This is a genomic window from Pseudomonas sp. 05N433 (genome assembly GCF_056396925.1).
Window position 1 is genome coordinate 125,547 of record NZ_JBFTML010000004.1, and the last position, 14,270, is coordinate 139,816.

Below are 14,270 nucleotides of genomic sequence, written 5' to 3' on the forward strand. Positions count from 1 at the left end.
GAGAACCCAAGCCAATGACTCGCAAAGCCTACCGCGCCGCCATTCTGCACAGCATCGCCGACCCTGCCGAAGTGGGTATCGAAGCCTCGTATGAGTATTTCGAAGACGGCCTGCTGGTGGTCGAGAACGGCCAGATCAACGCCATCGGCCACGCCAGCGAATTGCTGCCAACGCTGCCGGCCGACATCGAGATCGCCCATCATCAGGACGCACTGATCACCCCCGGTTTCATCGATACCCACATTCACCTGCCGCAAACCGGCATGGTCGGCGCCTACGGCGAGCAACTGCTGGACTGGCTGAACACCTACACCTTCCCGTGCGAAAGCCAGTTCGCCGACAAGGCTCACGCTGACGAAGTGGCGGATATTTTCATCAAGGAACTGCTGCGCAACGGCACCACCACCGCCCTGGTCTTCGGCAGCGTGCATCCGCAATCGGTGAACTCGTTTTTCGAGGCTGCCGAGCAACTGGATCTGCGGATGATCGCCGGCAAGGTGATGATGGATCGCAACGCGYCGGACTACCTGACTGACACTGCCGAATCGAGCTACGTCGAAAGCAAGGCGCTGATCGAACGCTGGCACGGCAAGGGCCGCCTGCATTACGCCGTCACCCCGCGCTTCGCCCCGACCAGCACCCCGGAGCAACTGACCCTCGCCGGCCAGTTGCTCAGCGAATACCCGGATCTGTACATGCAGACTCACATCAGCGAAAACCTCAAGGAAGTCGAGTGGGTCAAGGCACTGTTCCCGGAGCGCAAGGGCTACCTGGACGTCTACGATCACTACCAACTGCTCGGCGAGCGCTCGGTGTTCGCCCACGGCGTGCACCTGTGCGACGACGAATGCGCGCGCCTGGCGCAGACCGGATCGGCGATTGCGTTCTGCCCGACCTCGAACTTCTTCCTCGGCAGCGGCTTGTTCAACCTGCCGATGGCCGAGAAGCACAAACTGAATGTCGGACTGGGCACGGACGTCGGCGGCGGCACCAGTTTCTCGCTGCTGCAAACCCTGAACGAAGCGTACAAGGTCATGCAGCTGCAAGGCGCACGGCTGAGCCCGTTCAAGTCGCTTTACCTCGCCACCCTCGGCGGTGCCCGCGCGCTGCGCCTGGAAGACAAGATCGGCACCCTGCAACCGGGCACCGACGCGGACTTCCTGGTGCTGGACTACAACGCGACGCCGCTGCTGAGCTATCGCCTGAAGCAGGCCAATAACATTGCCGAGACGTTGTTTGTGTTGATGACGCTGGGGGATGATCGGACTGTGCTGCAGACGTACGCGGCGGGGAATCTGGTGCATCAGCGTTAAGGTTTTTCGGGCATAAAAAATCCCCCGCATTCATTGATTGCGGGGGATTTTTTTGTCGCCTGTCAGACCGCTATCGCGACTCGGCCCGATTTATAGCTTGGCAGTCGAGCGCCCTGGCTTCTTGGTCTGCAACAGATGCGAGAACACCGCATGCAAATCATCCGACGCGCTTTCTTCGTCGAGGTTGAGTTTGCTGTCGATGTGGTCCATGTGATGCATCATCAAATCCACCGCCAGCGTCGCGTCCCGCGCTTCGATGGCGTCGATCAGCTGGGTGTGTTCATCGTAGGAACAGTGGGAACGGTTGCCGCTCTCATACTGGGCGATGATCAGCGATGTCTGGGACACCAGGCTGCGCTGGAAGCTGATCAGCGGCGCGTTCTTCGCCGCCTCGGCCAGTTTCAAGTGAAACTCGCCCGACAGACGAATACCGGCACCGCGATCGCCACGGGAGAAGCTGTCGCGCTCGTCGTTGACCATCTGCCGCAAGTCGGCAATCTGCTCGGCAGTGGCGTGCTGCACCGCCAACTCAGTGATCGCCCGCTCCACCAGCCGCCGCGCCATGAACACCTGGCGAGCCTCCTCGACACTCGGGCTGGCAACGACAGCGCCGCGATTCGGACGCAGCAACACCACGCCTTCATGGGCCAGACGCGACAGCGCGCGGCGAATGATGGTGCGGCTGACCCCGAAAATTTCCCCCAGCGCTTCTTCGCTCAACTTGGTGCCGGGCGCCAGACGCTGTTCGAGGATGGCCTCGAAGATATGCGCGTAGACAATATCGTCCTGGGTACCGCTGCGGCCGGCTTTGCCTGCTCGCGGTTGTTTCTTGAGGGGTTGCAACTGTTCGTTCATGGGCACTCGAGTCGGGAGAACTGCGGCGAATTGACCGTGACTGTAATACGGCACAGTGGGTCACTGGCAAGTATCGCGTAAAAAACACTGCAATTGTACACAATGGCGGGTGGCAACACGACTGTACGGCTGTTTGTCGCCTTTGCTGTATCGCAACGCCCGGTTACGTTTCAGTTTAGGCTTGAACGCGCAAACCTGTGGGCGGGAACTGAAGTGAAGAGACCATTGTGGCGAGGGAGCTTGCTCCCGCTCGGCGGCGAAGCCGTCGTTGATGCTGCTAACGCGCTTCATCTATCTGAGCGCATTGGATTGTTTGGGGGGCCGCTTCGCAGCCCAGCGGGAGCAAGCTCCCTCGCCACAAAAGCTCCCCGGAGTTGATTATTTCTATAAAACAAGGAACACCGCTGTCATGACCGACGCCACGCACACGCAGCTTCGTCCCCTGACCGACACGTCGCCCTCGGCCATTGTCGCCGGGTTCATCGCCATGATGACCGGTTACACCAGTTCGCTGGTGCTGATGTTCCAGGCAGGCCAAGCGGCGGGCCTGAGCAGCGGGCAGATTTCGTCGTGGATCTGGGCGATCTCCATCGGCATGGCGGTGTGCTCGATCGGCCTGTCCTTGCGCTATCGCACCCCGATTACCATTGCCTGGTCGACCCCCGGCGCGGCGTTGCTGATCACCAGCCTGGGCGGTGTCAGCTACGGCGAGGCCATCGGCGCCTACATTACTTGCGCAGTGTTGGTGACCGTGTGCGGCCTGACGGGCAGTTTCGAACGGCTGGTGAAAAAGATTCCGGCCTCGTTGGCGGCGGCGTTGCTGGCGGGGATTCTGTTCAAGATCGGCAGCGAGATTTTCGTCGCCGCCCAGCACCGCACCGCGCTGGTCCTGGGGATGTTCTTCACGTATCTGCTGGTCAAGCGCCTGTCGCCACGCTACGCCGTGCTTGCGGCACTGTTGATCGGCACCGCGCTGGCCGGTTTCATGGGGTTGCTGGATTTCAGTGGCTTTCACCTGGAAGTCGCGACGCCGGTCTGGACCACGCCGCATTTCTCCCTGGCCGCGACCATCAGCATCGGCATCCCGCTGTTCGTGGTGGCGATGACCTCGCAGAACATGCCGGGCATCGCCGTTTTGCGCGCCGACGGCTACAACGTCCCGGCCTCGCCGCTGATCACCACCACTGGGATTGCCTCGCTGCTGTTGGCACCGTTCGGCTCCCACGGCATCAACCTGGCCGCCATCAGCGCAGCGATCTGCACCGGGCCGCACGCCCATGAGGATCGCAACAAGCGCTACACGGCAGCGGTCTGGTGCGGGATTTTCTACGGGATTGCCGGAGTGTTCGGCGCGACACTGGCGGCGTTGTTTGCCGCGTTGCCTAAAGAACTGGTGCTGTCGATTGCCGCGCTGGCGCTGTTCGGCTCAATCATCAACGGGCTGAGCATTGCCATGGCGCAAGTGCAGGAACGGGAAGCGGCGCTGATTACCTTTATGGTGACGGCATCGGGGCTGACGCTGTTTTCCATCGGTTCGGCGTTCTGGGGGATTGTCGCGGGGGTGTTGACGCTGGTGATTCTGAATTGGCGCAAGGCCTGAAAAAAACGGCGACCCTTGGGTCGCCGTTTTTTTGAACATCAGGCTACCGGATTGATCGGCTTTTCCGGGTACCAGACGTCGATCAGCGGGCTGACTTCAGCGCTGGTCAATTCACTACGGCCCTTGAGCCAGGCTTCAACAGCGGCACGCTGTGCTTCGGTCACCGAGCCACGCTTCTGCAGGCAAACCAGACCGAAGTCATCGCCGCCCACATAACCCAGACCGTTGGCTTCCATGGCTTCTTTCAGGAACGCGTCGAGGAAAGCATCAATGGCTTCATCAGCCAAATCTTCTTTGAAATCCAGGTTCAGTTCGAAACCCAGCTCTTGAAATTCATCGACGCACAGTTTTTTGCGCAGACGCTGGGAACGGTTAGTCGCCATTGGAACAATCCTCATAAGTAATAACGGGCGGCACTTTAGCAGTTTAAGGCGCCGATTACCCGCCTCAGAACGGCGCGACGTCTACCGTCGGTAAAAAAATAGCGGATTAGTCGACCAAGGTGCGGCACAAGCCCTTGCACCTTGGGGCATAATGCCGACACTTTCATGACCGCTGAGGGAATTTATCACCATGCCCTCGTCTTTTTTCCCCTCGGCTGTAGGGTTTTATTTCAGATGATCAAATCTTTGCGTCCATTGCTGCTGGCCAGCCTTCTTCTGCCCCTGGCCCTCCCCGTTTCCGCCGCACCGATCAACACCGCCCTGTCGCCCAACGTTGAAAAGGCCCTCAAGGCCAGCAAATTGCCGGACAGTGCCTTGTCGCTGGTGATGATCCCGCTTAATGGCCCGGGCACCTCAACCGTTTATAACGCTGACGTTTCGGTCAACCCGGCCTCGACCATGAAACTGGTCACCACCTATGCGGCGCTGGAAATGCTTGGCCCGAACCATCAGTGGAAAACCGAGTTCTACACCGACGGCACCCTCAGCGGTGGCATCCTCAACGGTAACCTCTACCTCAAGGGTGGCGGCGATCCGAAGCTGAACATGGAAAAACTCTGGCTGCTGATGCGCGACTTGCGCGCCAATGGCGTGACCCAGGTCACCGGTGACCTGGTGCTGGACCGCGGCTTCTTCGTGCAGCCGCAACTGCCCGAGTTCAACGACGACGGCAATGACGAGAACAAACCGTTCCTGGTCAAGCCCGACGCACTGCTGGTCAACCTCAAGGCCCTGCGTTTCGTGGCCCGCAACGATTCGGGCAAGGTCCTGGTGTCGGTCGAGCCGCCGATTGCCAGCATCCGCATCGACAATCAGGTCAAGGCGCTCAACTCCAAGCAATGCACCGGGGGCGTGCGCTACAACCCGGTGACCCAGGCTGATGGCAGCGTCACCGTGACCGTCGGCGGCCAGTTGGGCGAAGGTTGCAGCTCCCAGACCTACCTGTCGCTACTCGACCACGCGACCTACACCGCCGGCGCCGTGCGCGCGATCTGGAAGGAACTGGGCGGCAGCATCCAGGGCCAGGATCGTCTGGCACCGACGCCGAGCAGCGCCAAGGTGCTGGCCCGGGCCTACTCGCCAGACCTGGCGGAAATCATTCGCGACATCAACAAGTACAGTAACAACACCATGGCTCAGCAGTTGTTCCTGAGCCTGGGCCAGAAATTCCGCACCGACGCCGACAGTGATGACGCCAAAGCGGCCCAGCGCGTGGTGCGTCAATGGCTGGCGCAGAAAGGCATCACCGCACCGCACCTGGTGATGGAGAACGGCTCCGGCCTGTCCCGCGCCGAACGGGTAAGCGCGCGTGAAATGGCCGCGATGCTGCAAGCCGCCTGGCGCAGCCCGTACGCCGCCGAGTTCATCAGCTCGATGCCGATTGCCGGCACCGACGGCACCATGCGCAAACGCCTGAAGCGCACGGCCATGACCGGTGAAGCCCACGTCAAGACTGGCACCCTGAACACCGTGCGTGCCATCTCCGGCTTCAGCCGCGATGTCAATGGCAATACCTGGGCAGTGGTGGCGATCCTTAACGACAAGGCTCCGTTTGGCGCGTCTTCGGTGCTGGATCAGGTGCTGCTGGACTTGTATCGCCAGCCGAAGCTGCCGACCACGGCATCGGTGTTGTAACCGGATCCATAGAACACCCCAGATCCAATGTTGGAGATTCTATGTTGCAGGGCAACCCTGCAACATAGAATCTCCAACAGGGTCTGTATGCAGACCTAACTCATCTGCCCCTCAACCCGATCCCTTCCCGCCTGCTTCGCCGCGTAAACCCCCGAATCCGCCCGCAACAGCAACGCATCCGCGCCTTCCCCGGCCCGCCAGCTGGCAATCCCGAAACTTGCGGTAACGATACCCACCTCGTCGATCGGCGAACTGCGCAACCCTTGCCATAGTTCCAAGGCCAGCACATGAGCCTGCTCGCCGTCGATGTCCGGACAGAGCACCATGAACTCTTCGCCCCCCAGGCGACAGAACACATCGGTGCGCCGCAGGCGACGGCCAATACGCTCACACACCGCCTGCAATACCCGATCGCCCACGGCATGGCCGTGCTGGTCATTGATGCGTTTGAAGTGGTCGATGTCGAGCATGATCACCGACAACTCGCCACCGCCGCGCTCGACCCGGGCCATTTCGGTGGTCAGGCGCTCCTGGAAGTAGCGGCGGTTATAGATCCCGGTCAATGAGTCGGTCACCGACAGTGCGCGCAACTCCTCTTCCACCCGCTTGAGGTCGGAAATGTCCGAAATGTAGCCATGCCACAGCACACCGCCACCGGGCAGTTCCTCCGGCGTTGCTTCGCCGCGGACCCAGCGCAGGCCACGCTCGGGCAATTGCACGCGATACTCTTCGCGCCAGGGGCTGAGGTTGTCCGCCGACACCTGGATCGACGCGCGGACCCGGCGCGAGTCCTGAGGATGAATCCGCGAGAACACCGCTTCGGCATTGCTCAGCAGTACCTCCAATTCGAGTTCGTAGATCTCGCGCATCCCGTCGCTGGCGTAGATAATGCTGAAGCGCCCATCGAACTCCATCTTGAACTGGTAAATCCCGCCGGGCACATGGGCACTGAGCTTCTTCAACAATAGGTCCCGCGCCGCCAGAGCCTCGTGGACACGCTTGCGCTCGGTGACGTCGATACAGATCGCCAGGTGCCCAACCCACAGCCCTTGTTCGTCGAGAACTGGGGTCGCCAGCATGTTCACCGTCAAATGGCTACCGTCGCGGCGCACCAGCGTCCACTCCCGGGCTTCATGACCGCCCTCTTCCCCGCCTTCGACCAACATGGCCTGACAGGTCGGAATCGGCTTGCCATAGCGCGCGCTCAACTCCGCCGACCGCGCCTCGAGCTCCCGGGGCAGGTGCAGGTTTTCCAGGGTCATGTGGCCCACGGCCTGCGCACTGGAGTAACCGAGCATGTGCTCGGCACCGGCATTGAAAGTGCTGACGATCCCCCGCAGGTCGGTGGCGATGATCGCCACCTGAGTCGCAGCATCCAGCACGCCGCGCAATTGGCCATGCGTGCCGCGCAGCTCTTGCTCACGGGCGTGCAGTTCCTCGGTCCGTTGCTCGACCATTTTCAGCGCCCGTTGCCGCTGGCTGACCAACACATAGAGAAACACACTGAGCAACAAGCTGAGTAAACCACCCAGCACCACCTGGCTGGTCACTGAAGAATGGTTGGCTTGCAGGAACGCAGCACTGGGGCGCATATCCACTTGATAATCGTGGTCGGCCAGGCGCAGCAAGCGCGTGGAGGATAAGTCACTGGCCCCCGCCGGGTTGGTCGACTCGTACAGCACTTCGTGTTGGTCATCGGTGGACAAGTCGAGAATGCGCACCGAGAGAGAATCATGATTCTCTTCCGGCAGCCCGTCCGCCAGCAGCTGGCGCATGCTGATCACCGCCATCACATACCCGGCGGGCGTGGTGCCCGGCAGCTGCTGACGGCTGACCGGTGCCACCAGCAACACACCCCGTGAATAGGCAGGCTCAATGCCTACCAGATGCAATGGTTGCGAGACAACCATGCCGCCAGTTCGATCGGCACGCTCCAGGGTCAAACGGCGCAGGGGCTGGGCCAGCAGGTCGTAACCCAGCGGCGTGGGCAGTCGGCTCTGGGTTTGGGTATAGAGCACCGGCACGTACTCGTCCCGTTCCGCGGCCGGTTGCAACTGGCCGTCGGCGGTGAGTTCGCGAAAGGTGAAATTGCTCAAGCCTTCGTCATGCACGAAGCGTTCAAGCAAGGGGCGTTCGGCGCGGGAAACCCGTGGTGCCCAGGAATAGGCTTGAGTGCGCCGCAAAAGAGGTTTGGCGTAACCGTCGAATTCCTCGCGGGACACCGACTCGGAATTGGCGAAGAACCGGCGCAGGCCATCAAGGCGCTGCTCCTGATCTTCGAAACGTTCTACGATACGGCTGTAGCGTTCACTGGCGAGCAGTTGGAAACGTTGCCGCATTTGCTGATGAAACTGATTGAGTGTTGCCCAGGCCAGCAACCCCGTAAGAATCCCGCCGACGAGCAATACCAGCAGCGCGACCAGCCAGGCCGAGACATCTTCGCTGATAAAACCCAGGATCTTGGGGCGCACGGCGTGTAACGACATAAACGCAACTCATAACGCCAGGTGCCGGAAAGCCCATTGGCCATGAGTTGAGTTATAGCTATTAGCCACTAATTTGACCAGCACTGAAAGAACCAAAGAGCCTTTAAAAATCAAGGCTCTGTGGATCCAATCAGGCTTAAGTGTCAGCGAGCAGTGATCTTCCAGGCACGGTGGATCTTGCCATTACGGGCGAAATCCGGATCGATGGTCTGGGCCGTGATTTCTTCAATGGCATAACGCTCGGTGAGGTTTTCCTCGAGCTGGAACTTGCGGAAGTTGTTGGAGAAGTACAACACCCCACCCGGTGCCAGTCGCGCCATGGCCAGGTCGATCAACTGCACCTGGTCACGCTGCACGTCGAAGATCCCTTCCATGCGTTTGGAGTTGGAGAAGGTCGGCGGGTCGATGAAGATCAGGTCGTATTCGTCACGGCAGGCGTCGAGCCAGGCCATCACGTCGCCCTGCTCCAGACGGTTCTTGTCGGAGAAACCGTTCAGCGACAGATTGCGCCGCGCCCAGTCCAGGTAAGTTTTCGACAGGTCGACGCTGGTGGTGCTGCGCGCACCGCCCTTGGCCGCATGCACACTGGCCGTCGCGGTGTAGCAATACAGGTTGAGGAAGCGTTTGCCGGCCGCCTCTTTCTGAATCCGCATGCGCATCGGCCGGTGGTCGAGGAACAACCCGGTGTCGAGGTAGTCGGTGAGGTTCACCAGCAGCTTCACGCCGCCTTCGTTAACCTCGTTGAACTTGCCCTGGGCGCTCTGGCGTTCGTACTGCTTGGTGCCGCTCTGACGTTCGCGACGCTTGACCACCACGCGGCTCTTGTCGATGTTCAACGCCTGCGGGATTGCCGCGAGGGCATCGAACATCCGCGCCGAGGCTTTTTCCGGATCGATGGATTTCGGCGCGGCGTATTCCTGAACGTGGACCCAGTCGTGATACAGGTCGATGGCCATGGAATATTCCGGCATGTCGGCATCGTAGACGCGGTAGCAGTCGATGCCTTCACGCTTGACCCACTTGCCCAGCGCCTTGACGTTCTTTTGCAGACGATTGGCAAACATCTGCCCACCTTCGCTCAAGCGCGGTTGCTCAATCACCGGGGCGGGTGCCGGAGCCGGTTTGATCGGATTGCCGTTCTTGTTGTACTTGCGCTCTTGCGGCTCACTCGGTGCTTCATCGTAGGCCGCCTGTTCACGCTCGGCCTGACGCTGTTCCGGGGTGCGACGCTCGCCGGTGACGAACTGGTCTGGCGTGACCTTGATCAACAGCAATTTGCACGGCAACGCGCCGTTCCAGAACGAATACTGTTTGTGGCTGCGGATGCCCATGCGCTTGCCCAGATCCGGAGCGCCGGTGAACACCGCCGCCTCCCAGTTCAAGCACGCCTGACGCAGACGCTCGCCGAGGTTCTGGTAGAGGTAGAGCAGGCTCGCCTCATCGCCCAGACGCTCGCCGTACGGAGGGTTGCAGATCACCAGGCCTTTCTGGTTCTGGTCCGGGCGCGGCTCGAACGTTGCCACTTCGCCCTGGTAAATCTTGATCCACTCGCTCAGGCCGGCACGTTCGACGTTGTTGCGGCCCGGTTGAATCAGGCGTGGGTCGGCTTCGTAACCGCGAATCCACAGCGGTGGCTTGGCCAGGCCGGCCGCGGCGCGTTCAGTGGCTTCTTCGTGGAGTTTTTTCCACAGCGCCGGTACGTGACCGAGCCAGGCGGTGAAGCCCCACTGCTCACGGCGCAGGTTCGGCGCCATATCGGCGGCGATCATGGCGGCTTCCACCAGGAACGTGCCGACACCGCACATCGGGTCAGCCAGCGCGCCACCATCGGCGGCAATGCGCGGCCAGCCGGAACGGATCAGAATCGCTGCCGCGAGGTTTTCCTTCAGCGGCGCCGCGCCTTGCTGCAAGCGATAACCGCGCTGGTGCAGGCTGTGCCCGGACAGGTCGAGGGACAGGATGGCTTCGCCACGGTCCAGACGCAGGTGAACGCGCAGGTCGGGGTTGAGCTTGTCGATGGACGGGCGATCGCCTTGCGGGGTGCGCAGTTTGTCGACGATGGCATCCTTGACCTTCAAGGCGCCGAAGTGCGTGTTGTCGATGCCAGAGCCGTGACCGCTGAATTCGACGGCCAGGGTGCCGTCGTTGAGCATGTGGTCTTGCCAATCGATATCCAGCACGCCGTGATAGAGATCTTCGGCGTCCTTCATCGGGAAGCGCTTGAGCACCAACAGCACCCGGTTCGCCAGACGCGACCACAGGCACAGGCGATAAGCGGTTTCCATGGTGGCCATGCCGCGCACAGCCGAGGTGTGCTCGCGTGCTTCCTCAAGGCCAAGCCCGACGGCTTCCTCGATGAGCAGACCTTCAAGGCCTTTGGGGCAAGTGAGGAAGAGTTCGAAACGATCGGACATGGTAATTCCAGAGCCTTTAGCTAAGTGAACCGGCAACGCGTTGCCGATCCGGTTTTCAATCAGGCGTTTTTCTAACAGAACGCCCGCGTGGCACGAAGGTGTGCCGTCCCACCCTGACTGCTCGGGTTAAAAGAGCTTAGATGCCAGGGCAGATAAAAAAGTTGATGAAACAAAATGTCATAAGTCGACCCTTCGTCGAATAATACCCAAGAGCAACGGGTGTCATTCTCGTTAAGGCGCAACCCCCAGCATCCCAGCGAAGGGCCGATCATACCGGGCTTTGGCCAATCAACACGGCACAAATATCGTGTTACTTATGGCCATACCATCTTTATGGTTACGTTCTTATGACAAAACGGTCATTCCCTCGATGTGACGCATTGGTTAGAACTCCACTCAGGTTGACGTCGCAACGGCGTCAACACCTTGGCTCGCGACGCCGGCAGCGAGCCACCAACGGCAGAATTTTTCTGCCTGACCTCGATTGAGGTCGACGCGATACATACAGTCAACAAGTGAGGGAAACACCCTATGAGAAGACTTAAGCGTGATCCGTTGGAAAGAGCATTTTTGCGCGGATATCAATATGGCGTTGGTGGTAAATCCCGTGAGCTTTGCCCTTTTACTCTACCGTCGGTACGCCAAGCCTGGATCAATGGCTGGCGAGAAGGACGCGGCGACAATTGGGACGGTATGACCGGCACTGCGGGAATCCACAGACTCAACGAACTTCACGCCGTCGGCTAATACAGGGCACACACTCCGACACGACAATCTGATTACGCTACGACTTAACCACGCACGTCCTATCCGGACGGCGGGCTTCGGCCCAGGGGCTCCTTCGGGGAGCCCTTTTTTATGCCTGCAAAGAAACTACGGTGGTGAGGTCGTTTCTGTGGCGAGGGAGCTTGCTCCCGCTGGGCTGCGATGCGGCCCCAAAACCAATCAACCCGGAGTGTCAGGTAAAACGCGGTTGCAGGATTTACGACTGCTTCGCAGCCGAGCGGGAGCAAGCTCCCTCGCCACAAAAGCCCCCACCATCAGGGCCCAAATCAGGCTTCAGCGCAACGCGGCGATGGCATCTACCGATTCACGAATCAGTGCCGGGCCTTTATAGATAAAGCCCGAATAGATCTGCACCAGGCTCGCACCCGCGGCGATTTTCTCAGCCGCGTGCTTGCCTTCGGTGATACCGCCCACGGCGATGATCGGCAAGCGACCGGCCAGTTCCGCCGCCAGCACCTTCACGGTGTGGGTGCTCTTGTCGCGAACCGGGGCGCCGGACAATCCGCCCGCCTCGTCACCGTGCTCCAGGCCTTCGACGCCGACGCGGCTCAGGGTGGTGTTGGTGGCGATCACCGCATCCATCCCGGTTTCGATCAACGCCTGGGCGACTTGAGCGGTTTCTTCATCGCTCATGTCCGGTGCGATCTTGATCGCCAGCGGCACATGTTTGCCGTGGCGCAGGGCCAATTCCGCCCGGCGCGTGGCCAGGTCGGCGAGCAATTGCTTGAGCGAATCGCCGAATTGCAGGCTGCGCAGGCCCGGTGTGTTCGGCGAGCTGACATTGACCGTCACGTAGCTGGCGTGTGCGTAGACCTTGTCCAGGCAGATCAGGTAGTCGTCAACCGCACGTTCAACCGGCGTATCAAAGTTCTTGCCGATATTGATACCCAGCACGCCCTTGTACTTGGCTGCCGCCACGCGAGCGAGCAAGTGATCGACGCCGAGGTTGTTGAAACCCATGCGGTTGATAATCGCCTCGGCTTGGGGCAAGCGGAAAATCCGTGGTTTCGGATTACCCGGTTGCGGACGCGGGGTAATGGTACCGATTTCGACGAAACCGAAACCCAGTTGGGCAAACCCGTCGATCGCCGCGCCGTTCTTGTCCAGACCGGCCGCCAGCCCCACCGGGTTCGGGAATTCCAGGCCCATGACCGTCACCGGCATTTTCGCCGGCGCCTTGCACAGTAAGCCGTTGAGGCCCAAACGCCCGCCCGCGCCGATCAGGTCCAGGGACAGATCGTGGGAGGTTTCCGGGGAAAGTTTGAACAGCAGCTGACGGGCCAGGGTGTACATGGGCAGGCTTGACTCGGGTGGCGATGAGAGGCGGCGATTATAGCCGCGCATCGAGCCCACAGGCGAGGCGCACGACAAAATCAGCCAGCGATGGCATATGCCTTGCACCAACATGATCATCAGCACTCATGCCAACGACGGAATGAGTGGAAGGACAATGGCGTCGTCACCGGCTCTGCTCGCGCAGAGGCCATGGGACGACGTTTTTTTTGGAAGGTGCAAATCGATGAACGAACCATCAGCCGGCCCACTGGCCTGGGTCAACGGCAGCGATGCCCCGGAAAAAACCGAAATAAACCTTGGCTTCATGGCTCTGAGCGACTGCGCCTCAGTGGTGGTCGCCGCCACCCAGGGCTTCGCCCAGCCTTACGGTCTGACCCTGAACCTCAAGCGCCAGTCGTCCTGGGCCAACCTGCGGGACAAACTGGTCAGCGGCGAACTCGACGCCGCCCACAGCCTGTACGGCCTGATCTACGCAGTGCACCTGGGCATCGGCGGCGTAGCCTCCACCGACATGGCCGTGCTCATGGGCCTGAACCAGAACGGCCAGAGCATCAACCTCTCCCACGGCTTGCAGGCCCTGGGCGTGACCAGTCCTGAAGCACTGGACCATCACGTGCACCAAAGTCGCCCAAAACTGACCTTCGCCCAGACATTTCCCACAGGCACCCACGCCATGTGGCTGTATTACTGGCTGGCGAGCCAGGGCATTCATCCGTTGCAGGATGTCGACAGCGTGGTGGTGCCCCCGCCGCAAATGGTCGCGCACCTGCAAGCCGGGCGCATCGACGGGTTCTGCGTCGGCGAACCGTGGGCTGCCAGTGCGGTGCAACAGAATCTCGGTTTCACCATGGCCACCACCCAGACCATCTGGCCCGACCACCCGGAAAAAGTCCTCGGCTGCACCCGCGCCTTCGTCGAGCAATACCCCAATACCGCCCGGGCCCTGGTGATGGCGATCCTCGAGGCCAGCCGCTTCATCGAAGCCAGCCGCGAAAATCGCCGCAGCACCGCGCAACTGTTGAGCGCCCCCGAATACCTCGATGCCCCGCTCGATTGCATCGAACCGCGCTTGCTCGGTGACTATACCGACGGCCTGGGCAATCGCTGGCAAGACCCGCACGCGGTGCGTTTCCACAGTGACGGCGAGGTCAATCTGCCGTATCTGTCCGACGGCATGTGGTTCATGACCCAGTTCCGTCGCTGGGGTTTGCTGCGTGACGACCCGGATTACCTCGGCGTGGCCCGCCAAGTCCAGCAACTAGACTTATACAGTGAGGCCGCCGCCGCTGTCGGCGTGCCCGCCCGTGGTCAGGAAATGCGCAGCAGTCAACTGATCGACGGCAAGATCTGGGACGGTTCGGACCCGGTCGGCTATGCCCGCAGTTTTACGCTGCACGCCATGAGCGACAGCGCTCCCCTTCTCGCCAGCCGCTGACAGGAGC

10 protein-coding genes are annotated in these 14,270 nt (G+C 60.8%); 5 read left to right on the forward strand and 5 right to left on the reverse strand.

The window, feature by feature from the left end; all coding sequences use genetic code 11:
* Positions 1-14 precede the first annotated feature (14 nt).
* Positions 15-1,313: a guanine deaminase gene (gene guaD / locus AC1DIS_RS02705; protein WP_477780755.1), complete on the forward strand. Its 1,299-nt coding sequence runs from the start codon at positions 15-17 to the stop codon at positions 1,311-1,313.
* 90 nt (positions 1,314-1,403) lie between these two features.
* Here guaD and AC1DIS_RS02710 read toward each other — a convergent pair whose 3' ends face one another.
* Positions 1,404-2,168 (reverse strand): GntR family transcriptional regulator, encoded by a 765-nt coding sequence (locus tag AC1DIS_RS02710; protein WP_007941070.1) that lies wholly within the window; start codon positions 2,166-2,168, stop codon positions 1,404-1,406.
* 409 nt (positions 2,169-2,577) lie between these two features.
* On the opposite strand from AC1DIS_RS02710, the gene AC1DIS_RS02715 reads away from it, so the two are divergent.
* Entirely contained in the window at positions 2,578-3,768 is a 1,191-nt protein-coding gene (locus AC1DIS_RS02715) for a benzoate/H(+) symporter BenE family transporter (protein WP_018925276.1), read from the forward strand.
* A gap of 38 nt (positions 3,769-3,806) precedes the next feature.
* Here AC1DIS_RS02715 and AC1DIS_RS02720 read toward each other — a convergent pair whose 3' ends face one another.
* Entirely contained in the window at positions 3,807-4,151 is a 345-nt protein-coding gene (locus tag AC1DIS_RS02720; RefSeq protein WP_018925275.1) for a YggL family protein, read from the reverse strand.
* A 234-nt stretch (positions 4,152-4,385) separates the two neighbouring features.
* Here AC1DIS_RS02720 and dacB point away from each other — a divergent pair, with 234 nt between their 5' ends.
* Entirely contained in the window at positions 4,386-5,846 is a 1,461-nt protein-coding gene (gene dacB / locus AC1DIS_RS02725; RefSeq protein ID WP_477743789.1) for a D-alanyl-D-alanine carboxypeptidase/D-alanyl-D-alanine endopeptidase, read from the forward strand.
* A gap of 95 nt (positions 5,847-5,941) precedes the next feature.
* On the opposite strand, the gene AC1DIS_RS02730 is transcribed toward dacB, so the two are convergent.
* Both AC1DIS_RS02730 and rlmKL read right to left on the reverse strand, forming a co-directional pair.
* A complete protein-coding gene (locus tag AC1DIS_RS02730; RefSeq protein WP_477743790.1) occupies positions 5,942-8,332 on the reverse strand; it encodes a sensor domain-containing diguanylate cyclase in 2,391 nt (796 codons plus the stop codon).
* Between the two features lie 143 nt (positions 8,333-8,475).
* On the reverse strand, positions 8,476-10,746 hold the full coding sequence (gene rlmKL, locus AC1DIS_RS02735) for a bifunctional 23S rRNA (guanine(2069)-N(7))-methyltransferase RlmK/23S rRNA (guanine(2445)-N(2))-methyltransferase RlmL (RefSeq protein ID WP_477743791.1): 2,271 nt from the start codon (positions 10,744-10,746) through the stop codon (positions 8,476-8,478).
* A 531-nt stretch (positions 10,747-11,277) separates the two neighbouring features.
* Between rlmKL and rmf the strand changes: the two genes are divergently transcribed.
* Positions 11,278-11,493 (forward strand): ribosome modulation factor, encoded by a 216-nt coding sequence (rmf, locus tag AC1DIS_RS02740; RefSeq protein ID WP_003223300.1) that lies wholly within the window; start codon positions 11,278-11,280, stop codon positions 11,491-11,493.
* Between the two features lie 312 nt (positions 11,494-11,805).
* On the opposite strand, the gene AC1DIS_RS02745 is transcribed toward rmf, so the two are convergent.
* Complete coding sequence (locus AC1DIS_RS02745) at positions 11,806-12,825, reverse strand: quinone-dependent dihydroorotate dehydrogenase (protein ID WP_026286344.1); 1,020 nt, start codon at positions 12,823-12,825, stop codon at positions 11,806-11,808.
* 226 nt (positions 12,826-13,051) lie between these two features.
* Here AC1DIS_RS02745 and AC1DIS_RS02750 point away from each other — a divergent pair, with 226 nt between their 5' ends.
* Positions 13,052-14,263 (forward strand): CmpA/NrtA family ABC transporter substrate-binding protein, encoded by a 1,212-nt coding sequence (locus AC1DIS_RS02750; RefSeq protein ID WP_477743793.1) that lies wholly within the window; start codon positions 13,052-13,054, stop codon positions 14,261-14,263.
* The last annotated feature ends 7 nt before the right edge of the window (positions 14,264-14,270 follow it).

Coding starts and splice junctions, on each gene's coding strand:
- AC1DIS_RS02710 (WP_007941070.1), bottom strand. CDS start 2,168: ATGAACGAACAGTTGCAACCCCTCAAGAAACAACCGCGAGCAGGCAAA.
- AC1DIS_RS02715 (WP_018925276.1), top strand. CDS start 2,578: ATGACCGACGCCACGCACACGCAGCTTCGTCCCCTGACCGACACGTCG.
- AC1DIS_RS02720 (WP_018925275.1), bottom strand. CDS start 4,151: ATGGCGACTAACCGTTCCCAGCGTCTGCGCAAAAAACTGTGCGTCGAT.
- dacB (WP_477743789.1), top strand. CDS start 4,386: ATGATCAAATCTTTGCGTCCATTGCTGCTGGCCAGCCTTCTTCTGCCC.
- AC1DIS_RS02730 (WP_477743790.1), bottom strand. CDS start 8,332: ATGTCGTTACACGCCGTGCGCCCCAAGATCCTGGGTTTTATCAGCGAA.
- rlmKL (WP_477743791.1), bottom strand. CDS start 10,746: ATGTCCGATCGTTTCGAACTCTTCCTCACTTGCCCCAAAGGCCTTGAA.
- rmf (WP_003223300.1), top strand. CDS start 11,278: ATGAGAAGACTTAAGCGTGATCCGTTGGAAAGAGCATTTTTGCGCGGA.
- AC1DIS_RS02745 (WP_026286344.1), bottom strand. CDS start 12,825: ATGTACACCCTGGCCCGTCAGCTGCTGTTCAAACTTTCCCCGGAAACC.
- AC1DIS_RS02750 (WP_477743793.1), top strand. CDS start 13,052: ATGAACGAACCATCAGCCGGCCCACTGGCCTGGGTCAACGGCAGCGAT.